Origin of the sequence: Staphylococcus sp. T93, from assembly GCF_016743875.1 — a bacterium.
In the GTDB taxonomy this organism is placed as follows: Bacteria; Bacillota; Bacilli; order Staphylococcales; family Staphylococcaceae; genus Staphylococcus; species Staphylococcus aureus.
On the sequence record NZ_CP068247.1, the window covers coordinates 1,062,890 to 1,089,042 of the forward strand.

Annotated in this window: 29 protein-coding genes; 2 read left to right on the forward strand and 27 right to left on the reverse strand. The window is 31.5% G+C overall.

The window, feature by feature from the left end:
• Positions 1 to 74: 74 nt before the first annotated feature.
• On the reverse strand, positions 75 to 1,898 hold the full coding sequence (gene lepA / locus JG553_RS05115; RefSeq protein ID WP_000368341.1) for a translation elongation factor 4: 1,824 nt from the start codon (positions 1,896 to 1,898) through the stop codon (positions 75 to 77).
• A 345-nt stretch (positions 1,899 to 2,243) separates the two neighbouring features.
• On the opposite strand from lepA, the gene rpsT reads away from it, so the two are divergent.
• The gene (rpsT, locus tag JG553_RS05120) at positions 2,244 to 2,495 is read left to right on the forward strand and encodes a 30S ribosomal protein S20 (protein WP_001274017.1); all 252 of its coding nucleotides are present in this window, start codon (positions 2,244 to 2,246) and stop codon (positions 2,493 to 2,495) included.
• Between the two features lie 44 nt (positions 2,496 to 2,539).
• Here the strand turns inward: rpsT and holA are convergent, their stop codons facing one another.
• The 13 genes from holA to mtnN all read right to left on the reverse strand — a co-directional run bounded on the left by holA (position 2,540) and on the right by mtnN (position 12,723).
• Positions 2,540 to 3,514 carry a DNA polymerase III subunit delta gene (holA, locus tag JG553_RS05125; RefSeq protein WP_001282562.1) on the reverse strand — a complete coding sequence of 325 codons (975 nt, stop codon included), beginning with the start codon at positions 3,512 to 3,514 and terminating at the stop codon, positions 2,540 to 2,542.
• Between the two features lie 56 nt (positions 3,515 to 3,570).
• On the reverse strand, positions 3,571 to 5,772 hold the full coding sequence (locus JG553_RS05130; protein WP_001805151.1) for a DNA internalization-related competence protein ComEC/Rec2: 2,202 nt from the start codon (positions 5,770 to 5,772) through the stop codon (positions 3,571 to 3,573).
• A gap of 4 nt (positions 5,773 to 5,776) precedes the next feature.
• A complete protein-coding gene (locus JG553_RS05135; RefSeq protein WP_000439693.1) occupies positions 5,777 to 6,238 on the reverse strand; it encodes a ComE operon protein 2 in 462 nt (153 codons plus the stop codon).
• Between the two features lie 91 nt (positions 6,239 to 6,329).
• Positions 6,330 to 7,016, reverse strand: coding sequence for a ComEA family DNA-binding protein (locus JG553_RS05140; protein ID WP_001792568.1), 687 nt, complete (start codon positions 7,014 to 7,016; stop codon positions 6,330 to 6,332).
• Between the two features lie 39 nt (positions 7,017 to 7,055).
• Complete coding sequence (locus JG553_RS05145) at positions 7,056 to 7,772, reverse strand: class I SAM-dependent DNA methyltransferase (protein ID WP_000084829.1); 717 nt, start codon at positions 7,770 to 7,772, stop codon at positions 7,056 to 7,058.
• 2 nt (positions 7,773 to 7,774) lie between these two features.
• The gene (gene rsfS, locus JG553_RS05150) at positions 7,775 to 8,128 is read right to left on the reverse strand and encodes a ribosome silencing factor (RefSeq protein WP_001088022.1); all 354 of its coding nucleotides are present in this window, start codon (positions 8,126 to 8,128) and stop codon (positions 7,775 to 7,777) included.
• Positions 8,129 to 8,713 carry a bis(5'-nucleosyl)-tetraphosphatase (symmetrical) YqeK gene (gene yqeK, locus JG553_RS05155; RefSeq protein ID WP_001019324.1) on the reverse strand — a complete coding sequence of 195 codons (585 nt, stop codon included), beginning with the start codon at positions 8,711 to 8,713 and terminating at the stop codon, positions 8,129 to 8,131.
• Positions 8,703 to 9,272, reverse strand: coding sequence for a nicotinate (nicotinamide) nucleotide adenylyltransferase (gene nadD / locus JG553_RS05160; protein ID WP_000725162.1), 570 nt, complete (start codon positions 9,270 to 9,272; stop codon positions 8,703 to 8,705). Before nadD ends, yqeK begins: the two co-directional genes overlap by 11 nt.
• A 2-nt stretch (positions 9,273 to 9,274) precedes the next feature.
• Positions 9,275 to 9,565, reverse strand: a complete 291-nt coding sequence (yhbY, locus tag JG553_RS05165; RefSeq protein ID WP_000955231.1) for a ribosome assembly RNA-binding protein YhbY — start codon at positions 9,563 to 9,565, stop codon at positions 9,275 to 9,277.
• Between the two features lie 3 nt (positions 9,566 to 9,568).
• Complete coding sequence (aroE, locus tag JG553_RS05170) at positions 9,569 to 10,375, reverse strand: shikimate dehydrogenase (RefSeq protein ID WP_000666761.1); 807 nt, start codon at positions 10,373 to 10,375, stop codon at positions 9,569 to 9,571.
• 13 nt (positions 10,376 to 10,388) lie between these two features.
• Positions 10,389 to 11,489: a ribosome biogenesis GTPase YqeH gene (gene yqeH / locus JG553_RS05175; protein WP_001280141.1), complete on the reverse strand. Its 1,101-nt coding sequence runs from the start codon at positions 11,487 to 11,489 to the stop codon at positions 10,389 to 10,391.
• Positions 11,490 to 12,017, reverse strand: a complete 528-nt coding sequence (locus tag JG553_RS05180; protein WP_000524902.1) for a YqeG family HAD IIIA-type phosphatase — start codon at positions 12,015 to 12,017, stop codon at positions 11,490 to 11,492. It lies immediately after the preceding gene.
• A 19-nt stretch (positions 12,018 to 12,036) separates the two neighbouring features.
• On the reverse strand, positions 12,037 to 12,723 hold the full coding sequence (gene mtnN / locus JG553_RS05185) for a 5'-methylthioadenosine/S-adenosylhomocysteine nucleosidase (RefSeq protein WP_000579275.1): 687 nt from the start codon (positions 12,721 to 12,723) through the stop codon (positions 12,037 to 12,039).
• Positions 12,724 to 13,036: 313 nt separating this feature from the next.
• On the opposite strand from mtnN, the gene JG553_RS05190 reads away from it, so the two are divergent.
• Positions 13,037 to 13,306 (forward strand): hypothetical protein, encoded by a 270-nt coding sequence (locus JG553_RS05190; RefSeq protein ID WP_000829750.1) that lies wholly within the window; start codon positions 13,037 to 13,039, stop codon positions 13,304 to 13,306.
• Between the two features lie 201 nt (positions 13,307 to 13,507).
• Here the strand turns inward: JG553_RS05190 and sel26 are convergent, their stop codons facing one another.
• The 13 genes from sel26 to JG553_RS05255 form a co-directional block, all read right to left on the reverse strand.
• Positions 13,508 to 14,260: a staphylococcal enterotoxin type 26 gene (gene sel26 / locus JG553_RS05195; RefSeq protein ID WP_001548981.1), complete on the reverse strand. Its 753-nt coding sequence runs from the start codon at positions 14,258 to 14,260 to the stop codon at positions 13,508 to 13,510.
• A 413-nt stretch (positions 14,261 to 14,673) separates the two neighbouring features.
• Positions 14,674 to 15,894 (reverse strand): Fic family protein, encoded by a 1,221-nt coding sequence (locus tag JG553_RS05200; RefSeq protein ID WP_000542309.1) that lies wholly within the window; start codon positions 15,892 to 15,894, stop codon positions 14,674 to 14,676.
• Positions 15,895 to 16,182: 288 nt separating this feature from the next.
• On the reverse strand, positions 16,183 to 17,412 hold the full coding sequence (locus JG553_RS05205; protein WP_000533238.1) for an NRAMP family divalent metal transporter: 1,230 nt from the start codon (positions 17,410 to 17,412) through the stop codon (positions 16,183 to 16,185).
• A gap of 12 nt (positions 17,413 to 17,424) precedes the next feature.
• Positions 17,425 to 18,177: a 5-oxoprolinase subunit PxpA gene (gene pxpA / locus JG553_RS05210; protein ID WP_001261795.1), complete on the reverse strand. Its 753-nt coding sequence runs from the start codon at positions 18,175 to 18,177 to the stop codon at positions 17,425 to 17,427.
• Positions 18,177 to 19,538, reverse strand: a complete 1,362-nt coding sequence (locus JG553_RS05215) for an acetyl-CoA carboxylase biotin carboxylase subunit (RefSeq protein ID WP_000942744.1) — start codon at positions 19,536 to 19,538, stop codon at positions 18,177 to 18,179. Before JG553_RS05215 ends, pxpA begins: the two co-directional genes overlap by 1 nt.
• 13 nt (positions 19,539 to 19,551) lie before the next feature.
• A complete protein-coding gene (locus JG553_RS05220) occupies positions 19,552 to 20,001 on the reverse strand; it encodes an acetyl-CoA carboxylase biotin carboxyl carrier protein (protein ID WP_001019337.1) in 450 nt (149 codons plus the stop codon).
• Between the two features lies 1 nt (position 20,002).
• Positions 20,003 to 21,013, reverse strand: a complete 1,011-nt coding sequence (locus JG553_RS05225; protein ID WP_000023316.1) for a 5-oxoprolinase subunit C family protein — start codon at positions 21,011 to 21,013, stop codon at positions 20,003 to 20,005.
• Entirely contained in the window at positions 21,003 to 21,737 is a 735-nt protein-coding gene (gene pxpB / locus JG553_RS05230; RefSeq protein WP_000383180.1) for a 5-oxoprolinase subunit PxpB, read from the reverse strand. The genes JG553_RS05225 and pxpB overlap by 11 nt, the downstream gene beginning before the upstream one ends.
• A gap of 325 nt (positions 21,738 to 22,062) precedes the next feature.
• A complete protein-coding gene (gene greA / locus JG553_RS05235; RefSeq protein WP_000431312.1) occupies positions 22,063 to 22,539 on the reverse strand; it encodes a transcription elongation factor GreA in 477 nt (158 codons plus the stop codon).
• A gap of 27 nt (positions 22,540 to 22,566) precedes the next feature.
• Positions 22,567 to 23,190, reverse strand: a complete 624-nt coding sequence (gene udk, locus JG553_RS05240; RefSeq protein ID WP_000648617.1) for a uridine kinase — start codon at positions 23,188 to 23,190, stop codon at positions 22,567 to 22,569.
• Entirely contained in the window at positions 23,190 to 24,458 is a 1,269-nt protein-coding gene (locus JG553_RS05245; protein ID WP_000848304.1) for a peptidase U32 family protein, read from the reverse strand. The genes udk and JG553_RS05245 overlap by 1 nt, the downstream gene beginning before the upstream one ends.
• Positions 24,459 to 24,469: 11 nt before the next feature.
• Entirely contained in the window at positions 24,470 to 25,393 is a 924-nt protein-coding gene (locus JG553_RS05250; protein ID WP_000137775.1) for a peptidase U32 family protein, read from the reverse strand.
• A gap of 2 nt (positions 25,394 to 25,395) precedes the next feature.
• Complete coding sequence (locus JG553_RS05255; protein WP_000342266.1) at positions 25,396 to 26,034, reverse strand: O-methyltransferase; 639 nt, start codon at positions 26,032 to 26,034, stop codon at positions 25,396 to 25,398.
• Positions 26,035 to 26,153 lie beyond the last annotated feature (119 nt).

The window sequence follows — 26,153 nt, forward strand, 5'->3', positions numbered from 1 at the left end:
TTAATTTATCCTAGGCTCCCTCTTTTTAGTTATTAAACTTTATTCATTGTAAATTGTTAATTGATTTTTTAAAATTATTCATCATCCATTTTCAATACAGCCAAGAAAGCATCTTGTGGAATTTCAACATTACCAACTGCTTTCATCTTAGCTTTACCTGCTTTTTGTTTTTCAAGTAATTTACGTTTACGGCTTATGTCACCGCCATAACATTTAGCTAAAACGTTTTTACCCATTGATTTAATATTTGTACGCGCTACAATTTTTTGTCCTATTGCAGCCTGTACAGGTACTTCAAATTGCTGTCTTGGAATTAACGTTTTAAGTTTTTCAACTAATGCTTTACCACGTTCATATGCAAAATCTCTATGAACTATGAAGCTTAGCGCATCCACTTTATCACCATTTAATAAAATATCCATCTTGACTAAATTACTTTCTTTATTTTCGATGAATTCATAATCAAATGATGCATATCCTTTAGTATTAGATTTAAGTTGATCGAAGAAATCAAATACAACTTCAGCTAAAGGTAATTCATAAACAATATTTACACGAATATCATCTAAATAGTCCATATTTATAAATTGTCCACGTTTACGTTGACATAATTCCATTACTGCACCGACATAGTCATTTGGAACCATCATAGTTGCACGAACATATGGCTCAAATATTTTATCAATTTTATCACGATCTGGCATTTGTGCTGGGTTATCAACCGTCACTTCTGAACCGTCCCTTAAAACACATTGATAAATTACAGATGGTGCAGTTGCAATTAATTCAATACCAAATTCTCTTTCAATTCTTTCTTGAATTATTTCCATGTGTAACATACCTAAGAAACCAGTTCTATAACCAAAACCTAATGCTTGTGACGATTCAGGCTCAAATTCTAATGATGCATCATTCAATTGTAATTTTTCTAATGCTTCTCTTAAATCATTATAATTTTTGTTATCTATTGGGAACAGTCCGCAATATACCATTGGATTCATTTTCTTATAACCTTGCAATGGTTCTGATGCAGGTCTACTAGCTAATGTGATGGTGTCACCAACCCTAGAATCATCAACATTTTTAATACTTGCAATAATATAACCAACATCACCAACTGTTAATTCATCAACTGGAAGCTGCTTAGGTGTATTAATTCCAACTTCTGTTACTTCGAACTCTTTACCAGTGGCCATCATTCGAATTTTATCTCCGGCTTTAACAACACCGTCCACAATTCTTATCGATGAAATTACCCCTCTATATGGATCATACTCAGAATCAAATATTAACGCTTTTAGTGGTGCTTCTGGGTCACCATCTGGAGCTGGCACAACTTCAACTATTTTCTCTAGTATCTCTTCAATTCCAATGTTAGATTTAGCACTTGCTAAAACAACATCGTCTTGGTCTAAACCTATCATATCTTCAATTTCTTGTTTCACGCGTTCAGGTTCTGCAGCAGGTAAATCAATTTTGTTAATAACAGGCAATAACTCTAACTCATTATCTAATGCTAAATAAACATTTGCTAATGTTTGTGCTTCGATACCTTGAGCCGCATCTACTACTAAAATCGCGCCCTCACAAGCTGCCAAAGAACGTGACACTTCATATGTAAAATCGACGTGTCCAGGCGTATCGATTAAATGGAATGTATAAGTATTTCCATCTTTAGCTTCGTACTTTAAACGTACTGCGTTTAATTTGATTGTAATACCACGTTCTCTTTCTAAATCCATTGAATCTAGTAACTGATCTTGCATATCTCTTGTTTCAACTGATTTGGTATTTTCTAAAATTCTATCAGCCAATGTAGATTTTCCGTGGTCAATATGTGCTATAATCGAGAAATTCCTTATATTCTCTCTTCTTTTTAAGCGTTGCTCATTATCCATTTTATCCTTCTCACTTTCATAAAATAAACCCGTATTATCTTTCGCATCTTTGATATAATAACGTTTTTAATAGGTAAATGCAAACGCCATAATCTTGGATGAACTTTGAAATTATAACAATCTTTATTTAAATACATACTTGCGATATGTTAATATGTTAATTACGTACTTATAATTATAAAACGTATTGATTGTGTTTCCAACACAATTTATTAAATCTGCAAAATTTTAAGCTAACCCCATCAAATAAATGATTGCACAACGGTTAGACTTTTGTTAAAATATTTCTTGTTGTAATCAAATAAAATTTTGATAAGATGAACTCACTTTTAGGAGGTGACAGAAATGGCAAATATCAAATCTGCAATTAAACGTGTAAAAACAACTGAAAAAGCTGAAGCACGCAACATTTCACAAAAGAGTGCAATGCGTACAGCAGTTAAAAACGCTAAAACAGCTGTTTCAAATAACGCTGATAATAAAAATGAATTAGTAAGCTTAGCAGTTAAGTTAGTAGACAAAGCTGCTCAAAGTAATTTAATACATTCAAACAAAGCTGACCGTATTAAATCACAATTAATGACTGCAAATAAATAATCTTTTTAAATAAAAGTTCAAGCGCATGCTTGAACTTTTATTTTTTATAAAGATAGAATGAATAATTCCAGTATTAACTGTTTATCCATATATGATGATTTAAGTTTATAATCAGTTTCCGCACAAGCATCTATAATATTCAATAATTCATCAAGTTGATAATGTCTTACTTGTCCTAACGCTAATTTTACTCTGTATGGATGTACTCCTATTGTTTTAGCAATTTGCTGTCCACTATATCCTTTTTGACTCAGAATCTTACATTGATAAAATAATCGGTAATTACTTGTAATTAGTGCAAGTAATTTAATTGGTTCTTCTTTCATAGTTATTAAATCTTTTACTAAATGAATTGCTTGTTCTTTCTTTCTTTTCTGAATGTATTCAGTCAGTAAAAATACATTTTGCTCTAAACTTCTATTAATAATTTGGTTAACATCCTGCTTATTAATTGTTGGTCTATCGCCTAAAAATAAAATCAACTTTTCTATCTCTTGTGAGACAATATTAAAGTTAATACCTGTCAACTCAATAAATAAATCTAATGCATCTCTTTTGATATCTTTGAAATTCTCATTTAATTTACTTTGAATCCATTTTTTTATTTCTTCTTCAGACATTTGCTCTATTTTTTTAAGCCTTGCATGCTTTTTTAGAGTTTTAGTTAACTTTTTTCTTTCATCAAGTTTATTTTGATATATCTCAAAGACAATCAAATTTTCGCCATCATATTTTTCAATAAATTCTATTAATTGATCTACATTATGAGCCATATCTTTTGGCGCTTTTTCACCTGTAAATATATATGCATTTTTAACCAAAATTGCTTTTTTATCTGAAAAGAAAGGCAATGTTAATGTTTCTTCAACAATTGGTGCAATCTCTGTTTCGTATAAATTATATTTCACAAAGTTAAAGTCATCTCTATCACTTTTCAAAAATTGTGATATGATTTCTGCACTTTGTTTTTCAACCAATTCAGGCACATCTCCATAAATAGCTACAATATTGTCGCTCATTCATTACACCCTTTCATTCGTTTGACACATCAATAGATTATATCATGTTTCTGTATCTATAAACCACTTGCATTTCCATAAGAGCTTGAATCAACTTTTAAATTATCATCTAAGTCAATTGTAACTTGACCGTTTTGTTGACTATTGTAAATGCGACTGCGAATCCTTTGCAATCGTTTAACAACTTCTATATTAGGAAGATGATACATATTGTTCTTCCCAGAAGAAATCAAACTTATTTTAGGCTTAATCATCTCTATAAATTCTTTAGAACTACTTGTCTTGCTCCCATGATGTCCTACTTTTAAAATATCAATCTCCGGCAAGTTATATTTTTTTAGTAGTAAAGATTCATTATTTTTACTAGCATCGCCCATTAATAAAACTTTTTTATTTTGATATGTAATCATAGTAATAATCGAATACTCATTTTTATCTCGGCTATTTGGAATAAAACTATCAAAAAATAGAAAACTACTATCTCCAAGTTTAAAACTACTAACTTGTCTTACATCCATAAGTTTAATGTTGTACTTATGGCTTAATTTCGATAATAACATCAATGTATTACTACTATATCCCTTATTGTATATCACTATATGTTTAATTTTAATATGACTAATAATATATTCCACTTCACCAATATGGTCATTGTGTGGATGTGTTAAAATTAGATACTCTAATTCATTTATCCCTCTTTCATTTAGCGTTGGTAAAATATGATATTTAGAAATTGAATAACTAGGTTGTTTAGTATCATCAATCACTTTCCCACCTGTATCAATCAAGACATTTTGGTTCTTACCGCCTTCATATAAAATACTGTCTCCCTGCCCCACATTTAACATTGTAATTTTGTGATGTGAATTTGTTGGAAACGTTATTAATAATGTCAGAATAATTATAGTCCAAAACGTAACCAATATATATTTACGTTTAGCCAATAACCAAAATATGTAATAAACAGAAATTATAAATACTATAAATATCCAATCATTAAACTTGGGAACAGAAAAATGTGATTGCTTGATTCTTGTGAATAGGTCTAGTAACCAGTCATGAAAATTAAAACTTAGGTCAACCAAGTAATTTAGCGGCGTTAATCCCACAATAAAATGACTTGTAATAAAGAATAAAATAGATAGCGGAAACAATATAATCGAATAGTACGGTACAAAAATCAAATTAGATAAAAATCCCACCCATTGAAGTTGATGAAAGCTTGGAATGGCAACGATAAATGAAGCTAATTGTGCAATAAACGTAATTATGAATAATGATTGTAACTTTGACAATTGCTGTAAAAAAGGAAAAAGTAGCATAATAAAAAATGAAATGATGAATGAAAATTGAAATCCAATATCATAAACAACTAGTGGATTTAAAATAAACATAATTATAAATGCAAATGCTAATAGCTGAATACCCTTTATTTTAATTTGCTTAGTAATAACCAGTACAAGAGTTGTCATTATTATAGCTCTTACAGCACTAGGTGCATAATTTGTGTATTGAGCAAATAAAGCTAATACAATGATTGTAATTCCTTTAATGACAAATAAAGGTAAATTTAATCGTTTTAAAGGTTGGTAAATTAAAAATACAATTGCAGCTATATGCGAGCCACTAACTGCCAGCAAATGATATATACCTATCTCTTTAACACGTTCCTTAAATTGCTCATTAACTTCTTTTACGTCACCAGTAATCAATGCCATAATACGATCCGGAAACTTAATACCCGAATCATAAATTCGATTCATTATAAACTGTTTATGTTTCTCAATTAAATTAGACCGGTTCGATTCTAGGCAGCTTTGTACAACTATACTTTGTAATTTAAGAGTTACAAACTTATTGTCATTAACTTTGAATTGTCCTTTAACAATACAATTACGACTTTCAATTTTCTTTAAATCAAAATTCTTTTTATCTGTTAAAAAGAAAGGATATATTTCATTTTTTAAACTCAACCTACCTTTATATGTGTCACTACCTTGACGTTGAATTTGGATTACTTGAGCACGCTCATTAAACTGAGAATTACGTTCAATATAATTGATATAATTAAATATTGCTTGTTGTGAATAATGTAAATACCATGCGGAGAAAATGATTAAAAAGAGAGAAATAGGGGCATAAACGATTTTATTTTTACGATAAGTAATATACAAAAGTAAAATGAAAAGAAATGTAGAGAGCACTTTGCTAGAATTCCAAAGCACTCCTACAATCATTGATAACGCGACAAACAGCAAAACATTAACCTTTAGTCAGATATTTAGCAACATATTCTGGTGAAAATGGAATTTTTTTAAATTCAATACCAGATTGTTTGAGTAATTTAGTTGCATATTCATGGTTATGATAATCTTCTGCATAGTAGATACGCTTTATACCTGCTTGAATAATTGACTTTGTACAATTTAGGCATGGAAAATGAGTAACATAGATTGTTGCACCTTCAGTAGATACACCTTGTTTTGCACATTGTAATAAAGCATTCATTTCTGCATGTATCGTTCTGATACAATGTCCATCTTCAATTAAACATCCTTCATCTATACAATGCACCTCGCCAGCTACAGAGCCATTATAACCACCAGCAATAATACGATTATCCTTAACAATCGTTGCACCTACAGATAATCTTTGACAAGTTGAACGTAATGCTAGCAAATGACTTTGTGCCATAAAATATTCTTCCCATTTGATTCTTTCCAAGATGTTCACCTTCCATACTTAAAATTTAGTAACATTTTCTAATAATATAAGATTAATCACAAAAAATAAAATTTGCAATTAAAATAATCCATTATGTCGTGAAATAAGATTTCAGTTTATCAAAAGTTTTACTTCCAAAACCTTTTACTTTTTTCAAATCGTCAATTTCTTGAAATGCACCTTGTTGGTTGCGATATTCAACAATTGCATTAGCTTTAGCTTGCCCAACTCCAGGAACAGACATCAATTCTGATACAGATGCCGTATTTAAATTTACTTTAGTATTATTTGTGTTCCCATTTTTTTCGTGCACACTGTTTACTTCAATTTGTGGTTCAACATTCTTTTGTCCTTTATGAGGTATGAAAATCATTTTTTGATCTGTTAATTTTTCAGACAAATTAATTTGACTTACATCTGCATCCTCCAATAATTGTGCTTTATCAAGTAAATCAACTACTCTATCCTTAGATGTCATTTTATAAACATTAGGATGTTTAACAGCACCTTTTACATCGACATATACAGGACCCTTATTTTTGGAATTATCTCCATCTTTGACCTGGACATCTTCTACTTTGGACAAACTACTATTTTCACTAGTGCTTTGTTTCAGAGCAGTATCTTTATTTTCAAAATTTCTTGAAGTATAATCATCTTGTCTCCAGAATATAAAACCAATTAATACCATAATTAAAACAACAGCACTTAGAATATATAACTTCCATTGAGTTAAAAAATCTTTATAGCGTAATAAAAATTGATACAATAAAACCACTCCTCAACTTTATACACGTCTGAGCGAGTGGTTTTACTTTTATTTTTTCGCAATGAAAAACAATCTTTCTGCATCTTCATTATGTTCATCTATATTAAAATCAGTAAATGTTTCAACATGTTTAAAACCAACTTGAGCTAACCAAGACAAATATGTCTTTTCATCAAATGTTCTCTGAAAATGAGACTCATCAAATCTTGAATATGTTTCATCTTCATGTCGAATGAAAAATGTCATATCATGATAAACACTTAAAGGTAAATCTCCTTGCACAGCATCCCATGCTAAAAAAATGTCCCCTTTATCATCAATATAACTTTGATTATTAAACAAAGTCATCATTTTATAAACAGTATGTACATCAAAAATAAATACACCTGAATCAGTCAGATGATGATAAACATTGATGAATGTTTCAATCACTGCAGTTTCATCTTGCAAATAATTTAGAGAGTCACAAAAAATAGTGATGATATCAAATTGTTGTTGCAAATCAAAAGATGTCATATCTCCTTCAAGCCAATTTACATTTGCTGATTTTTGAGCTGCAACAGTCAACATATCAACACTTAAATCCATACCAGTAACATTACCTAAAGCTTCTAATTGAACTGTTAAACTACCAGTACCGCATCCAATATCTAAAATATTTGATTCATCTTTGCAGTGATTTTTTACAATTTCAAACCATTTTTCATATGGTTGATCTTGAGTCAATTGATCGTACACTAGGCTCATTTCTGCATATTGCGACATAATTAATACGCAACCTGACTATATGATTCTAATGGTGCATCTTGATATAACTTTTCAATATTATAATAATTTCTTTCGTCTTTATGGAAAACATGTACCACAACATCAGCTAAGTCAATTAATATCCAACGCGCTTCATTGTATCCTTCCATACGTTTTACTTCTATATTTTGTTCATTGGCTACTTCTTTCACCGCTCTAGCAATCGCTTGAACTTGTCGTTCATTATTTCCGTGCGTTACAACAAAATAATCTGTCATATCGCTGATACCTTTCATTTCTAAAGAAATCGTATCTTCGCCTTTTTTATTGTCAATTGCATCCACAGCAATTGCTAATAATTCTTGTGAATTCATTTAATCATCCTTTATTCTTTCGTCACTATAGTTATAATAATTTAAACAGTCAATCGTCTTATTATATACCGTAATATCTTTCTGTATTAAAAATAGTACTGTGCGTTTAGAAATTTCATAAATTGTCTTATCTAAACTACCTTGATTGTATGCCATATCTCGAATATCATCAACTCCTGGGATTGTTCTTCCAGGTTCGATGTAATCTGCAATAAAAATCAGTTTTTCAGTTTTTGTCATTTGTTGACGTCCAGTAGTATGGTATTTGATAGCCATTAATACTTCCTCATCATTGATACCATATTCATGTTCCATGATTGCTGCACACACAGGGCCATGCAATATTTCACTACCATAACTCAGTAGATCATTACCTAATTCGTATTGTCGAACAATTTGATACATTTTACCTAAATCATCATATTTACAGAAATCATGTAATACACCTGCTAATTCTACTTTACTAGTGTCTCCATCATAAATTTCTGCCAATTTAATCGCTGTTTCTGCAACTCTTAAAGAATGATTATAACGTTTCTCTGGCAGTTTCTCTTTTGCAAGCCGTTTTGCTTTTTCAATGTTCATATAATCCTTCCCCCTTAATATAGTTTTCAACGGATTTAGGAACAAGAACTTGGATAGATTTCCCTTCACTAACTCTTTGTCGAATCATTGTCGAACTTATATCTACCCTAGGTATCTGAATTGCAATCATAGCATTTTCAACATTTTGACTATTTTTGTCTCGATTTACAACTACAAAAGTAACCATTTCTTTTAAGTATTCAATTTGATACCATTTCTCTAGTTGGTTATACTGATCCGTCCCAATAACAAAGTACAACTCACTGTCTTTGTGTTGCTCCTTGAATGCCTTGATCGTGTCATAGGTATAACTTTGACCACCACGTTTAATTTCATCGTCACAAATATCTCCAAAACCAAGCTCGTCGATAATCATCTGTATCATTGTTAATCTGTGCTGAACGTCTATAAAATCATGGTGCTTTTTCAATGGAGACATAAAACTAGGTAAAAAATAAAATTCATCTGGCTGTAATTCATGAAATACTTCGCTAGCTACTATCATATGTGCAGTATGGATAGGGTTAAACTGACCGCCGTAAAGTACTATCTTTTTCATTATTATGGCAATTCAATTTCTTTATTATCTTTAGATTCTCTATAAATCACTATCATAGATCCAATCACTTGCACTAATTCACTATGAGTAGCTTCGCTTAATGTTTCAGCTAATTCTTTTTTATCATCAAAGTTATTTTGTAGTACATGTACTTTAATCAATTCTCTGTTTTCTAACGTATCATCTATTTGTTTAATCATATTTTCGTTGATACCGCCTTTTCCAATTTGAAAAATCGGATCAATATTGTGTGCTAAACTTCTTAAGTATCTTTTTTGTTTGCCAGTAAGCATATGTTATTCTCCTTTTAATTGTTGTAAAACTGCTGTTTTCATAGAATTAATATCAGCATCTTTATTAGTCCAAATTTTAAAGCTTTCCGCACCCTGGTAAACAAACATATCTAAGCCATTATAAATATGGTTTCCCTTGCGCTCTGCTTCCTCTAAAATAGGTGTTTTATACGGTATATAAACAATATCACTCATTAAAGTATTGGGAGAAAGATGCTTTAAATTAATAATACTTTCGTTATTTCCAGCCATACCCGCTGGTGTTGTATTAATAACGATATCGAATTCAGCTAAATACTTTTCAGCATCTGCTAATGAAATTTGGTTTATATTTAAATTCCAAGATTCAAAACGAGCCATCGTTCTATTCGCAACAGTTAATTTGGGCTTTACAAATTTTGCTAATTCATAAGCAATACCTTTACTTGCACCACCTGCGCCCAAAATTAAAATGTATGCATTTTCTAAATCTGGATAAACGCTGTGCAATCCTTTAACATAACCAATACCATCTGTATTATACCCTATCCACTTGCCATCTTTTATCAAAACAGTGTTAACTGCACCTGCATTAATCGCTTGTTCATCAACATAATCTAAATACGGTATGATACGTTCTTTATGAGGAATTGTGATATTAAAGCCTTCTAATTCTTTTTTCGAAATAATTTCTTTAATTAAATGAAAATCTTCAATTGGAATATTTAAAGCTTCATAAGTATCATCTAATCCTAAAGAATTAAAATTTGCTCTATGCATAACGGGCGACAAGGAATGTGAAATAGGATTTCCTATAACTGCAAATTTCATTTTTTTAATCACCTTATAAAATAGAATTTCTTAATACAACATCAACATTTTTAGGAACACGAACGATTACTTTAGCCCCTGGTCCTATAGTTATAAAGCCTAGACCAGAGATCATAACATCGCGTTTCTCTTTGCCTGTTTCAAGTCTAACAGCCTTTACCTCATTAAGATCAAAATTTTGTGGATTTCCAGGTGGCGTTAATAAATCGCCAAGTTGATTACGCCATAAATCATTAGCCTTCTCCGTTTTAGTACGATGTATATTCAAGTCATTAGAAAAGAAACAAACTAACGGACGTTTACCACCTGATACATAATCTATGCGCGCTAGACCGCCGAAGAATAATGTCTGCGCCTCATTTAATTGATATACGCGTTGTTTTATTTCTTTCTTAGGCATAATAATTTTCAATTCTTTTTCACTAACTAAATGCGTCATTTGGTGATCTTGAATAATACCTGGTGTATCATACATAAATGATGTTTCATCTAAAGGAATATCTATCATATCTAAAGTTGTTCCAGGGAATCTTGAAGTTGTTACTACATCTTTTTCACCAACACTAGCTTCAATCAGTTTATTAATCAATGTAGATTTCCCAACATTCGTTGTCCCTACAATATACACATCTTCATTTTCTCGAATATTCGCAATTGATGATAATAAGTCGTCTATGCCCCAGCCTTTTTCAGCTGAAATTAATACGACATCGTCAGCTTCCAAACCATATTTTCTTGCTGTTCGTTTTAACCATTCTTTAACTCGACGTTTATTAATTTGTTTCGGCAATAAATCCAATTTATTTGCTGCTAAAATGATTTTTTTGTTTCCGACAATACGTTTAACTGCATTAATAAATGATCCTTCAAAGTCAAATACATCCACGACATTGACGACAATACCCTTTTTATCCGCAAGTCCTGATAATAATTTTAAAAAGTCTTCACTTTCTAATCCTACATCTTGAACTTCGTTATAATTTTTCAAGCGGAAACAACGTCTGCAAATCACGTCATCACGAAACATATTATGCTCTGGTACAAAACCAGGTTTATTTTTATCTTCAGATTGAAGTGGCGCACCACAACCGATACATTTTAAAATGTCAGACAATCAATTTTCCTCCCATGTGATATAACCTTTTTTACTGAAATGACGTAATAATCGTCTTTCAATTAATCTATTAAACTTAGTAATAAAGCCATCAGTTCGTTTAACTGGAACAACCATAATTGTATATAGACCTCGACGATTACCACCAAATACATCAGTAAGCATTTGGTCACCTATAACAACAGTTTGATCTGGTCTGATATTCATCTTAGTTATTGCTTTATCAAACGCTTTCCCCATTGGCTTTCTCGCTTTAAAAATAAAATCGATGTCTAAATGCTGACTAAAACTAGCAACACGAGACTCATTATTATTAGACACGATTGTAATAGTGATTCCTTTTTCATTAGCTTCCTTAAACCATGCTTTAACACGTTCTGTAGGTTCTTTAACATCCCAACCTACTAGCGTATTATCTAAATCTGTAATAATACCTTTAACGCCTTTGTCCACTAACTTGTCTAAATCAATTTGAAATATTGATTGAACATATGAATTCGGCATAAAAAACTTGCGAACTAAACCCATTTAACTCACCTTTACCTTTTTATAATTGAGACACTAATGCTTCAACAGTTTGACTTGATGATACAGCTGCTTTTTCTAAAAATGCTTCGAAGCTCATTTCCGCTTCTCCATTTGCTAAGTCTGAAACTGCACGAACTACAACAAATGGTACATTAAATTGATAACATGTTTGTGCAATTGCAGTTGCTTCCATTTCAACCGCCATCGCATTTGGAAATGCTTTTTTAATTTTTTGGCGTTGTTCAACACTACCGATAAAGCTATCACCACTTACAATTAAGCCTACTTTAGCTGTTAATTGTTGTTGTTGTACAACTTGAGATACTTTTTCTATTAAAGGTTTACTTGATTGAAATGCTACCGGCATCTGTGGTATTTGTCCATATTCATAACCAAATGCTGTTGCGTCTGCATCATGATATTTTACATCATCACTTATAAGAACGTCACCTACATTTAAACTTTCATCTAAAGCTCCAGCAGAACCTGTATTAATAATGACGTCCGGTTTAAACTTATTAATTAATAATGTCGTAGAAATTGCAGCATTAACTTTTCCAATGCCACTTTGGGTAATCACTACTTCTCTATCTTTTAAAATGCCAGTATAAAATTTAACATGTGCAACTGAAATTTCGCTTAATTGTGTTAATTTATTTTTTAATATTGTTACTTCTTCTTCCATGGCACCAATTATACCAATCATCTTTTGATTCACCTCTTTTAAAAAATCCTAGCATTTGTTATTTTATCACATTTTAATCACTACAACGACAAGTATCATGATTTTCATTACTGTATAAAACTTTTGCTTTATTTTTATAAAAAGCTCTTTCAATAACTTGGTATCATAAATAATTATTTTTGAACTCATAACAGTGAATTCGATGCTTCTAATTTGTCTATTTTTCAAAAACTAATCATATCAATTACATCAACCAATCGTGTCAAGAAACTTTATTAAATAACAGGAAAATGATATGTTTAAAATAATAATGATGAAATAAGAGGATTTTACAATGGCTGAAAATAATCAAAATAGTCTCGTAACAAAGATAGCTACATACGGCAGTTTTATTGCAATTGCGTCGTTTGTCATTTTATTTATAAGTATATTTTTAAAGTTTTCATTTAATATCGAGTTTACAGCAACAATTATGAACATATGTCGCTACACTCTAATTCTAGGATTTATACTTATGTCCTTACCTGATGTTGTTGATAAAAACATCAAGAAAATTATATTCGATGCATTTATTATCATCGTCTTTATCTTCTTTTTACTATAGTAGTTTTATTTTGTAATTACACAGTTAATCATATTTGTTTCGTATCGAATTCCTTTGTGCATTAAAGATAATTCTAATAGAAAACAGCAGTAAGACTTTTCTAAGTGTTAGCATCCTTACTGCTGTTTTTATTTGTAACAACATAATGACAGGTACTTTATATTTCACTGTCAAAGATTATTAATGATTAACTTAATTAAATTATGATTTGAATAAATAGATATCTAAATGCAATTTGTCACTATTGATAGTTTTATTATCAGCATACATTTTTAATACCTCACGACCATACTCACCATTTAAATTATAAAAATCATATTCTACATTTTGTTCATCATCATTATAATATTTAACATACCCTTTAACAATGTCGCCACCTTGTTCGTACAACTTATACTTCTCATTCAAATAATTTCTTAATTGAACCTCTAATTCTTGAATAGTAACAATTTTCTTTTTCGTTTTTACTGCAGTTAGTTCTATTTCTGTTTGATGTCCGTCAATCCATAAATTACAAGGTATATTCTTATAATCATCGTATTTATTATTGTCACTTAAAGTAACACCACCATAACTACATTGCGTTTTATTGGTTGCTCCCCCATGACATCCGTATCCATAATTTCCAGCAAATATATCGATATCCTTATTTATAAATTTCTTTGAAAGTGCCTCATTTTCAAATTCAACTTTAAAATCCTTTTTCCAATCATCATTTACGAACATGTCATGAAATAACAAATCATGCTTCAACAGTCTATCGTTTGTGTTTTTATTTTCAAGCTGAGTTGGATTGATGAATGACATCTTAGCATTACTTAGACGCTTTGAATCAAACTTACTTTTATGATGTAAGTCTGAATATTCGATTGCACTCGCTGAATTTGTAAAAATTCCTTCTAACAATAATATTAAAATAAATCCTGTTAAATATTTAACTTCAAACTCCCCCAAAACAATTATTAATTTACATTTGAGAGCGAGACATAAATGATAAAGAACCGCTTATGGTTTATTATGTAGTGGTTCTTGAGCCTACAATTTTGATTATGTATCACGCTCATAATACTTTTCAATTTGAAATACTCTGTTCGCAATTATTAGTTGAGTTATATCAACCAATACAGTGTATACCTAAAAATTCCAAACCGTTTAACAGTATATAAGAAAAAATGATAATCATTTCTTTTATTTTTATTAAATTTCATAATGATTCATATAATATTCTCATTAAAACATCACAATACTGATACACAACAAAAAGAGCAGTACATTTGTCATGCACCACTCTCAACAAATATATTTTTTCAATGAAGCAATTACGCGATCTTACAAATACTATAAGTATAGCTGATCACATATTATATTTATTTTATAATCGAATTTAGAAATTCATCACTTATCTCATAAATTGTTGGTCTACTTTTAATTTTAACTAAGTAGTTATCATATTTTTTAATTGTATTATTAATTTTTACTCTTCCTACTCCCAATATGTTTTCTAAATCAATTAATGTTAATCTATTTCTTTTATTTCCAAACAATTTATCCATTGAAAGGAGATACAAAAATTCATAATCTATCTGTTTATAATGACTAGTTAAATAAAGCGTTAATTTTTCAGTCGCATCCATTTTTGGTATTAACTCATCAAGTATTCTTTCTTGTCCTGCTATCAATAGCTCAAGCATTGTGTCAATAAATTCCGTCAAATCACCACAATTCAAATGATTTGAAGCAGTCATAAACGCCTTGTAATATTTCGATTTATTTCTATTTATAACATATGAAAATGTCAAAGCAGTATAATTATCATAATAATCACTCAAGAGCTTGGCAATTATAAATCTTCCAACTCTACCATTGCCATCATAAAAAGGATGTATATATTCAAACAGATAATGACTAGCCATGATTTTGAACGGCTGAGGCGCATCAAAATATTTTAAAAATGTTAGCATTTCACCTATAAATTCAACAATTTTGGTTTCAGGTTGTAACCCAACATGTATATATTTATTCGTTGACCCATCATGCACACCGACAAAATTTTTACGAAATAGCTCTCCATCTAACTTATCTTGTTCGTTAATTTCATTTGAAACTAATTTATCATAAATCGCTCTAATGTCTCTTACATTATCAACTTTAATTTTTTTATTAAGTTCTATCTCTTTATATTGATCCACGAGGCCTCTGAACTTAAGAAATTCTGATGCTTGGTTATTTAACGCATGTGCAATCTCTTGTTTAGTACTAAATACATTTTCAATTTCATTAGTACTTTGTAATTCATCGATTAATAAATCATTAAAATATTGTTCTCTAGCTGCATATGGTAAAGAATTAAGTGCTCTATCAATTTTTCTACTATTAATTGATATTAATTCTTGTTTTTTTGATAGATTTTTAGTCACCATAAAGAATAGAGGATATTCCAAATCATTAACTTTTTTTCCATTTTCCATAGGTATGATATTAATATTAGTATTGAAAGAAGCTAAAGAATTAAATCTTTTAATATACTCTTCCTTCATTTTACTTTCATTGTGTTCATGAAAAATACTTTTTAAAGTTCTGTAACCCATTTGCAGCCTCCTCTACTCATTTAAAATGTATTTTTTGTCCAATAAATCAATTTTCATTAGATTAGCTAAATATTATCACTTTTTTTCTTTAAAAACTATATAAATAACTATTTTCTCAATCAATAGAAAAAGATTTTTCATCACAACAAAAAGAGCAGTACATTTGTCATGCACCACTCTCCCTTAAAATATATCTAATTATGCTTTATAAATGAATCACCGGAAATCAAAATATATCTTGCCTAATACTAACAACATTTACAGTGATGCTATTAGTCGAAATGTCTTTTAAAATAACTGAAGTACTTCTTTGAATGAGAATATACCTGTCAATATTGTAACAAGTACTGCAACGATACCAAAGATGAACATCCAATTTGGGTGTTTATAATCACCAACAATTGATTTCTTTTTACTTGCAATCAAAATTGCACCTAACGTAATAGGTAAAATCCATCCATTTATCGCGCCTGCTATAATTAAAAGGCTGATTGGTTTTCCAATAAATAAGAAAATCATTGTTGAAATAACGATAAACACAATCACAATTAAATTACTTCTTTCGTTAAGTGATTTATGAAGTGTTTTTAAAAATGTTGCGCTTGTGTATGCTGAGCCAATTACTGATGACATAGCTGCAGCAAATAACACAATACCAAAAATATTCTTTCCAATTGGTCCAATTGCGTGTTCAAAAACTGACGCTGGTGGATTTTCAGAACTTAGTGTCACACCTGTTACAACAACTCCTAATACCGCTAGGAATAGTAACGTTCTCATAATACCTGTAGTTAAAATACCAGCAATTGCTGATTGATTTACAAATGGTAAATATTGCTTACCTTTAATGCCAGAGTCTAATATACGATGTGCACCTGCAAAGGTAATATAACCACCTACAGTTCCACCAACTAACGTAATGATGGGCAAGACTAATTTCATTGGATGTTCTGGCGCAAATGTATGCACAAAAGCATCACCATAAGGTGGATTAGAAACAAACATCACATATGCCACAACTAAAATCATCACAATACCAAGAATCATTGAAACAACGTCCATAATTTTTTGGCCACTTTTACTTACAAAGATTAATATTGCAAAGATTGCAGTAATAGCTGCGCCCCATTTTACATCTAATCCAAAAATTGCATTTAAACCTAAACCGGCACCAGCAATATTACCAATATTAAAAGCTAGACCACCAAATGCAATCAATATTGAGATAACAGTACCAAGCCCAGGAACAACTTTATTTGATATTTCTTGACCTCTTAAACCAGTTACAACTAATATGCGCCATATATTAATTTGTGCACCAATGTCAATGATGATAGACAGTAATATGGCAAATGCGAAACTTGCAAAAAATTGTGATGTAAATACTGCTGTTTGCGTTAAAAATGCTGGCCCAATTGCAGAAGTTGCCATCAAAAATACAGAACCTAATAATAACCTTTTATGATTTTTTGTGAATTCAAAGTCACTTTCTTTTTTAAGCTTTAAATTTCTCCCCATTTTTTTAGCCCCCTATAAGGATTGAATATCAATGCCTTCTTTCATTAAAATTTCTCTAATTTTCGAAACAAATAATAATGCATGTTCTCCATCACCATGCACACAAATTGTATCTGCTTGTAACGTTACTTCCTTATTGTTTTTTGAAATAACTTTATTTTCCTTCACCATCTTTAAAACCTGCTTAAGTGCTTCGTCAGTATCAGTAATCACAGCATCACTTTCTTTTCTACTAACGAGCTGCCCATCATCTTCGTATCGTCTATCAGCAAACACTTCAGAAGCTGTAATTAATCCGACATTCTTTGCTTCTGAAATTAGATATGAATTTGCTAATCCTACTAACACTAGTGATGGATCAAAGTCATAAACAGCTTGTGCTATAACGTTTGCTATTTCTCTGTCTTTTGCACCCATCTGATACAATGCACCATGCGGTTTAACATGATTAATTTTAACTTGATGAATGCGACAAAACCCTTGTAATGCACCTAATTGATAAATCATCAAATTATAAATCTCGTCGTTAGAGATATCTATATTTCGTCTGCCAAAGCCTTTCAAATCAGGTAAACCAGGATGTGCACCTACTGCAACATTATGTGCTTTGGCAAGTTTTACCGTTTCATTCATTACATTTTCATCACCAGCGTGAAAACCACAAGCAACATTCGCACTTGTAATTAACGGAATAATTTGATGATCACCACCAAAGGAATAATTTCCAAATGCTTCGCCTAAATCACAATTCAAATCAACTCGCATTATAATTCCACCCCTTTAACAATTTGATGTTTTTCTAAAAATTTAATATCAACATCTTTTGCATCTCCATCACGATATAGTGGATAATTTAAAACTGCATATAAAAAATCGGCAGTTGTAGAAAATCCATCTATCACCATTTCATCTAAGGTGACTTTCAACTTATCAATTGCTGAAGCTCTATCATGAGATTTTACAATTACTTTAGCTACTAAAGAATCATAATATGGTGAAACTTGATAACCGTGATATAGTAAAGAATCGACTCGCACATTAAAGCCTTGAGGTAAATGTAACGCTGTCACTTTACCTGGTGTTGGTTGAAATTTCTTTTCAGGATTTTCGGCATTTATTCTCGCTTCTATCACATGACCATTAAATTGAATATCGCTTTGTGAAAAAGGTAAATGATTATGTTCCAATAAATACAGTTGTGCTGCAACCAAATCACGTTCTGCTCGCATCTCTGTAACAGTATGTTCAACTTGTATTCGAGCATTCATTTCAATAAAGTAATGTGCGGTATCAGTTACTAAAAATTCAATCGTACCTGCACTTCTATAATTTGCTGCACGTGCAACTTTAACAGCATCGTTACATATTTGTTGTCGTCTTTCTTCAGTTAATGCTGCACAAGGAGATTCTTCGATTAATTTTTGATTTTTACGTTGTACAGAACAATCACGTTCCCCTAAATGTACATAATTATCCTGCCCATCTCCCATAACTTGAACTTCAACATGTTTTGCAACAGGTATAAAAGCCTCAACATAAACACGATCATCATCAAAGTATTTTTTTCCTTCACTTTTAGCTTCTTTAAATGCCTTTTCTAAATCTTCAGCTTTCTTTACAATACGTATACCTTTACCACCACCGCCACTGGCAGCTTTGATAACAACTGGATAACCGATGTCTTTGGCAAGATTCTCAATTTCAGACACATGATTCACAGCACCATTTGATCCTGGAATCACAGGAACACCTGCATGATGAACTGTTTGTCTTGCTGTTATTTTATCCCCCATCATTTCCATCGTTTTTTTAGTAGGCCCTATAAACGCTATGCCTTGTTCCTCAACGGTTTGAGCAAATTTTGTTGATTCTGATAAAAAGCCATATCCTGGGTGAATTGCATTAGCACCAGTGATTTGTGCAGCAGATATGATGCGGTCAATATTTAAATAACTATCTAAAGCATTAGCTTCCCCAATACATATAGCTTGATCTGCTAAATGTACATGCAAGCTTTGCTCGTCCCCTTTTGCATAAACTGCTACAGTTTCAATCCCATATTCTCTGCAAGCTCTTATAATCCTTACAGCAATTTCACCTCTGTTCGCAATTAAACAACGAAGCATTTACTTACCCCCTTTACTTAATACGTACCAAAACTTGGTCGTATTCAACATTTGTGCCATGATCAGCTACTATTTCAGTAATTTCTCCAGCAACATCTGTTGTTACCTCGTTTAATACTTTCATCGCTTCAACATATCCTATAATATCTCCCTTGTTAACTTTGTCACCGACATTCACAATTGGTTCAGTTAATTCTTTACTATCTTGTAAAAAGAATGTACCTATCATTGGTGATTTAATGTCATGATAATCATTTGTCGAAACATCGGAGTTATCATTCGCTTTTGAAGCTGTCAAATCATTATTGTTCATACTTTGATTTGATTGATTACTGTGTGCAGCCAAATGATTCGAGTCAGTGAAGTCAATTTCTATTTCATCTTCAAAATTTTTATATTTAAATTTCTTAACATCATTTTCCTTCACTAATTTGATTATTTGTTCGATTTTTTCAATATTCATTTTACAAATCCCCTTTTAAAATTGTTGCTAATTTTTTCGAAGTATGTCGCAAGCTAGATGTATCAAAAATTGGAGTCTTTTGATGACTCTTAAGAATTTCATTAAACAGAGACATTTGTTCCCGATTCTTATCTACAGCTTCTTGGAATGATATCCATTTAAATTGAATTGTATCTTGTGGTTTCATCTGTGCTAACTTTGGCAGATCAAATTTGCATACAGTTGCAATTTTGGTATAACCACCTATCGTTTGTTTATCATTAAGCAGAATAATAGGTTGACCATCATTTGGTACCTGAACACTACCAAGAGCAACCGGTTCAGAAATGATATCTGCTTGATTAATTGGTGCAACGCTGTCACCTTCCAAACGATAGCCCATACGGTCTGATTGTTCAGTAATTAAATATGGATGATTTACAATTTTCGCTCTAGCCTCTTCAGAAAATGCCTCGAATTGAGGTCCTTGAAGAATGTGTATAATATTATTTTCTGGCAATAAATCGTCCTGTAAATGAATCGTCTTTCCAATGTTTTCTTTAAAGTCATTATTTATTTTCACTGTTATTACATCATCAGCTAATAACTTTCTACCTTTGAATCCTCCTATACTGCTTCGGGTATGTGTTGCATAACTTTCAGCAATAGAAGGTACGTTGATAGAATGACCAAAAGTAAGATAACCGCGTGCACCTTTGGTTATAGCACCTATTTTTAAAATGTCACCTTTCTCAGCTAATATGACAGAATTCATTGATATAGTTTTATTATTTAGCGAAGCATTAATACTACCACCGGTTATAACAAATGTATTTTGCGTATTAAATTGAATGGTAGGACCAATCAAAGTATATTCAATCGCTGGACCATCATTGTTAATTAATGACTGCGCAACCTTAAAACTAAATTGATCCATGGCACCTGCGCCTGAAAATCCAATATGTTCATAACCTATTCTTCCTAGATCTTGTACCGTTGAAAAGAGACCTGGTTGTAAAATCTTAATTGACATTTTCAATCACCACCCAGTCATCAACATTAAAGTTGCCATCTGATATATCTCTTTCGATTTGTATAAATTTCTGTTCATCTATTGCATAAAATTGTATCCATTCTCCTGCTTCGTACATTGACATTGGTTCACGCTCGCTGCTAAATACTTTTAACGGTGTGCGTCCAATAATTTGCCATCCGCCAGGAGAATCTGATGGATATAGTCCTGTTTGATTATTCGCAATACCTACAGAACCTGCATGAATTTTTAACCTTGGCTGATTACGTCTAGGTGTATGTAGTTGTTCATCAAGTCCGCCTAAGTATGGAAATCCTGGCATAAATCCTAGCATATATATTAAATAAGGTTTACTTGTATGTTTTTCAATAACTTGCTCAACAGTTATTCGATTATGCTTTGCTACTTCTTCAATATCTGGTCCATATGTACCACCATATTGAACAGGTATTTTAATAATACGATTGGTTTGATTCACAGCATGAACATTTTTTTCATTAAATTTGTTAAGTTCTAAATTTTCAATTAATTTAGAAGATGTTATAGCTTGTTCATCAAAATATATTAGAACTGCTCGATACGAAGGGACAATATCTTGAATTTCTAATATTTCTTTTTCTCGTATCCACCGTACCATTGCTGTGACATTACGATATGTCTCTTCGGATATTTTATTTTCAAAATAAATCATAATTGTCTGCTCGTTAATAAATCTTACATCCACTTTAAATCCCCCTTTGTATTGCAATAAACCAGTATTGAATACCTTTTCATTGTATCATTGAGAAGCACAAGTTGTTTAATAAGTAATTCAAATCGCATATAATAACAAATGATAATCAATTTGTTTTCTCGGAAATATTTTGCTTTTTTAAAATGGAGTAGTTAATATTGTAACTCTTACACTAATTTAGGTTCTGCTATCATTCGGTCTGATGGAAAATTTTTACTTTTCATCTGTCCGATTTTTTGATTTTGAATATAAAAAAGCACGACCGAAGTATCATTAACACACTTCAATCGCGCAATTAAATAATCTATTTGATCATTTATTGGATATTAACAATTTTTACGTTCATTTCGCCACCATTAGGTAGTGGAACACGAACTTCATCATCTAAACCTTTACCAATTAACGCTTTAGCCATTGGTGATTCATTTGAAATCTTACCATTAAATGCATCTGATTCAGCTGAACCAACGATTTGATAACTTTCCTCTTCATCACCTGGTAATTCTACAAACGTTACTGTTTTACCAATTTTAACAACGTTGTTATCTCCAGTATCTTCAATGATTAATGCATTTCTTAACATATGCTCAATTCTTTGAATATCTTGTTCGATGAATCCTTGTTCATCTTTTGCTGCATCATACTCAGAGTTCTCTGATAAGTCACCAAATGAACGTGCAACTTTAATTTTCTCTACAACTTCAGGACGCTTAACTGTTTTTAATTCTTCAAGTTCACGCTCTAATTTTTCAAAACCTTCTTGAGTCATTGGATATTGCTTTTGATTTTCCATATTGTCATCTTCCTTTACTGAATTATACTATTGCTTGCTAACTAAAGACTGAATTTTTGTTGTCATAATATCTATTGCAACTTTATTGCTCCCACCTTCAGGAATAATTATATCAGCATATTTCTTAGTCGGTTCAATAAATTGGTCATGCATAGGTCTAACAACACTTAAATATTGATTGATAACAGAGTCCATTGAACGCCCACGCTCTTTAGTATCTCGTGTTAAACGGCGTAATATTCTCAAGTCTGCATCTGTATCAACATATATTTTAACATCCATCATATCACGTAATACCTTATTTTCTAAAGCGAAAATGCCTTCTACGATAATAACATCTTTAGGTTTAAAATCAATGGTAATGTCACTTCTTGTATGACTAGCATAATCATATGTCGGTACTTCTACTGCTTTACCATTTTTCAAGTCTTTAAGATTTTCAATTAATAAATCATTATCGAATGCAAATGGATGGTCATAATTGGTTTCTAGGCGCTCGTCGAAAGTCAAGTGCTTTTGATCTTTATAATAGTAATCTTGAGCAAGTAAAGCGACACTATGACCTTCTAAGTTTTTCATAATTTCGTTAGTTACAGTTGTTTTTCCTGAGCCAGATCCACCAGCTATGCCAATGATTGTAGTAGCTTTCATTAGCCAATTTCCTTTCTCATCATGTTGTTTGGATATATCGGGCGATCCACTTTAATTTGAACGATTTGTAATGGATGGCGCGCCGCGTCTAAGCTGTTACCTTCTTCATCATAAATTGCTTCTACTACTTGTGTAAATGTTTCAATTTCTGGACCAAAGAATTCTATTTCTTGACCTGGTTTAAAGTTATTTCGTTGTTGAATAGTCGCAATTTTTGTATCTTCATTATAGTCTAATACCAAACCACAAAAATCAAATGGTGATTTTTTAGATTGTTGTTGACCAAACATCTGTTCTTCATAACCAGGTGTTCCCTCAAAGAATGCTGGTGCAGTGTCTCTATTTGCACATTTATCTAACTCTATTAACCATTCCGGATTAATCTTAAAGTTGTCAGGATCTGCCGCATACGCATCAATGACTTTACGATATACTGAGACAACTGTTGCAATATAATGAATTGACTTCATACGTCCTTCAATTTTTAATGAGTCCACACCAATATCCATCATTTGAGGAATTGATTCGATTAATTTTAAATCTTTAGGACTCATCGCAAACGGTGTAACTTCACCTTGATTATAAAAAACATCAAGTTCACCATTATCATCAACTTCTAATAATTCATAATCCCAACGGCAACTTTGACAGCAACCGCCTCTGTTGGAATCCCTTGCAGTCATATGATTACTTAATGTACATCTACCTGAATAGGCGATACACATAGCACCATGAATAAATGCTTCGATTTCAATATCTACTTTTTCCTTCATTTCACGCATTTCCATCGCGCCGGTCTCACGTGCTAATACAACACGATCCAATCCTTCTTCTTTCCAATATTCTACAGCTTTGTAATTAGAAAGTGATTGTTGAGTAGATAAATGAATTTCAAGTTTTGGCGCAACTTCTTTACATGTTTCGATAATTAAAGGATCTGCAACAATGATACCTGTCGCACCAGTCTTTTCCAAATTACGCAAATATGATTCTAGACCTTCAATATTCTCATCATGTGCAATAATATTTGTCGTAACATAAATTTTGGCACCGTAACGGTTCGCAAATTCAACACCTTCAGCTATTTCTTCCATCGTGAAATTATCAGCATTTGAACGTAATCCATATTCTTGACCACCTAAAAATACGGCATCAGCGCCATAATGTACTGCTATTTTTAACTTTTCTAAGTTTCCAGCAGGTGCTAATAATTCTGGTTTCTTCATAACTGTTTTAGGAGTTGATTTAATCTCTTCTATTGTCTTCATGATTAACCTCCTTAATATACTGTTTGTTTATATAAGAAACCTTCGTCAAATGGTCGATGATCAGGTTGAATTTCTTCAATTGGATCCATCAACATAAATTTCTCATCTTCATAGATTTCAGGATCTTCATTGTACAAATCTATCGCTTGACGATACTGTTCCGTTACCACATTAATATATTCTTCCGTTTGTAGAATACCATCGATTTTAAATGAATCTATACCCGCCTCAAAAAATGGTGCTAATTCTTCAATTAAACAAATGTCGTTTGGTGACATAATGTGCGTACCATTGTAATCTTCGTAAACTGGGTAATTATTTTGTCTTTCTTCATCATAAAGTAATAAAGATTGTTCATCATTGCGACGTTCAATTTTCATTTGGCGATCTTGGAACGTATAATAATTGCCTAGTAGCATACGCTTTGATTGAAACATACAAGTCATTCCTTGAACTTGCACCTCAATTTCCACATTTGAATTTTCTTTTATATTAATAATTTCATCCAAATTCAGCTCACGTGCTAAGACAGCTCTTGATGCGCCTCTTTTACCCCAGTAATTACATTGAAAATGATTAGTTACTAACGTCTCTGCATTCCAATGAAGTGGTATTGGATTTTCTTGCGCCTTCACATACATTACTACTGCTGGATCCCCGAAAATAATTCTGTCAACTCGTATTTCATGTAAAAAATTAATATAATCTTCTACAGCATCTAAATGATAATTATGAAATAATCCATTCACTGCCGCATATACTTTTTTATCGTTTTTGTGAGCTAATGCGACAGCCTCTGTCATTTGTTGTCTATTGAATTCCCCTGGAAGTCTTAAACCAAACTTTTGCTCGCCAATTACAAAAGCATCTGCACCTAAATCAATAAGTGTTTCCATATGGCTTAATGACTTGGGTGTGACAAGTAATTCTGTCATAGTCATTCTCCTTTAATTGAAATCGCTAATCCATCGTCTATATTTAAAAAATTCGTTGTATATCCTGGTTGCTTTATTAACCACTCATTATAATCTTGAACCTTTTTAACCATTTGTCTTACATTTCTCGATCTAACAATCCCAATATCCGATACAAAACCGTGATATAAAACATTATCTGTAATTACGAGACCTTGGTGCTTTAAAAGTGGTGTATATATTTCAAAAAATTTCTTTGATTGCGCTTTTGCTGCATCAATAAATATCATATCATAAACTTTGTCATTTACATTTTCAAATTGCTCTAAAGCATTACCTTCAATAATTCGAACCTGGTTTTCAAAATGATAAGTAGCTAAATTTTGTTTAGCATATTGAATCATCGTTTCATTACGCTCTATCGTTGTGACATGAATGTCATCAGATATAGAAGCGAATTGCATAGAACTATAGCCGATTGCTGTACCAATTTCTAAAATATTTTTAACATTATTCATACGAATTAATTGCTTAATTAAATCTAATGTTAAACGATCTACAATTGGCACTTCATTTACCTCGGCAAATTCACGCAAAACTTCGATTGAACTATTTTGATGTTGATGTAAATCTATTAAATATTTTTTATTTAGGTCATCCATGTTTTAAACTTCCTTTATGTAAAATAAGTCAATATGATTATGACAATAAAATAAATCAGCCTTCACAATTGATTATAATTTTGCCAACCAATTAAATGACTGATTTCGTGTTAGACGCA

Bases quoted from the DNA above. Each gene is read 5' to 3' on its own strand.
- JG553_RS05145 (WP_000084829.1), bottom strand. From the start codon at position 7,772: ATGTCGCAATATGCAGAAATGAGCCTAGTGTACGATCAATTGACTCAA.
- JG553_RS05255 (WP_000342266.1), bottom strand. From the start codon at position 26,034: ATGGATGACCTAAATAAAAAATATTTAATAGATTTACATCAACATCAA.
- JG553_RS05200 (WP_000542309.1), bottom strand. From the start codon at position 15,894: ATGGGTTACAGAACTTTAAAAAGTATTTTTCATGAACACAATGAAAGT.
- JG553_RS05220 (WP_001019337.1), bottom strand. From the start codon at position 20,001: ATGAATATTGAAAAAATCGAACAAATAATCAAATTAGTGAAGGAAAAT.
- rpsT (WP_001274017.1), top strand. From the start codon at position 2,244: ATGGCAAATATCAAATCTGCAATTAAACGTGTAAAAACAACTGAAAAA.
- JG553_RS05250 (WP_000137775.1), bottom strand. From the start codon at position 25,393: ATGACAGAATTACTTGTCACACCCAAGTCATTAAGCCATATGGAAACA.
- rsfS (WP_001088022.1), bottom strand. From the start codon at position 8,128: ATGAATTCACAAGAATTATTAGCAATTGCTGTGGATGCAATTGACAAT.
- JG553_RS05215 (WP_000942744.1), bottom strand. From the start codon at position 19,538: ATGCTTCGTTGTTTAATTGCGAACAGAGGTGAAATTGCTGTAAGGATT.
- JG553_RS05205 (WP_000533238.1), bottom strand. From the start codon at position 17,412: ATGGGGAGAAATTTAAAGCTTAAAAAAGAAAGTGACTTTGAATTCACA.
- JG553_RS05180 (WP_000524902.1), bottom strand. From the start codon at position 12,017: ATGGGTTTAGTTCGCAAGTTTTTTATGCCGAATTCATATGTTCAATCA.
- yqeK (WP_001019324.1), bottom strand. From the start codon at position 8,713: ATGAACATTGAAAAAGCAAAACGGCTTGCAAAAGAGAAACTGCCAGAG.
- JG553_RS05245 (WP_000848304.1), bottom strand. From the start codon at position 24,458: ATGAAGACAATAGAAGAGATTAAATCAACTCCTAAAACAGTTATGAAG.
- lepA (WP_000368341.1), bottom strand. From the start codon at position 1,898: ATGGATAATGAGCAACGCTTAAAAAGAAGAGAGAATATAAGGAATTTC.
- holA (WP_001282562.1), bottom strand. From the start codon at position 3,514: ATGAGCGACAATATTGTAGCTATTTATGGAGATGTGCCTGAATTGGTT.
- JG553_RS05225 (WP_000023316.1), bottom strand. From the start codon at position 21,013: ATGTCAATTAAGATTTTACAACCAGGTCTCTTTTCAACGGTACAAGAT.
- greA (WP_000431312.1), bottom strand. From the start codon at position 22,539: ATGGAAAATCAAAAGCAATATCCAATGACTCAAGAAGGTTTTGAAAAA.
- nadD (WP_000725162.1), bottom strand. From the start codon at position 9,272: ATGAAAAAGATAGTACTTTACGGCGGTCAGTTTAACCCTATCCATACT.
- udk (WP_000648617.1), bottom strand. From the start codon at position 23,190: ATGAAAGCTACTACAATCATTGGCATAGCTGGTGGATCTGGCTCAGGA.
- pxpA (WP_001261795.1), bottom strand. From the start codon at position 18,177: ATGCGAGTTGATTTGAATTGTGATTTAGGCGAAGCATTTGGAAATTAT.
- yhbY (WP_000955231.1), bottom strand. From the start codon at position 9,565: ATGCTTACTGGCAAACAAAAAAGATACTTAAGAAGTTTAGCACACAAT.
- JG553_RS05190 (WP_000829750.1), top strand. From the start codon at position 13,037: ATGGCTGAAAATAATCAAAATAGTCTCGTAACAAAGATAGCTACATAC.
- aroE (WP_000666761.1), bottom strand. From the start codon at position 10,375: ATGAAATTTGCAGTTATAGGAAATCCTATTTCACATTCCTTGTCGCCC.
- mtnN (WP_000579275.1), bottom strand. From the start codon at position 12,723: ATGATTGGTATAATTGGTGCCATGGAAGAAGAAGTAACAATATTAAAA.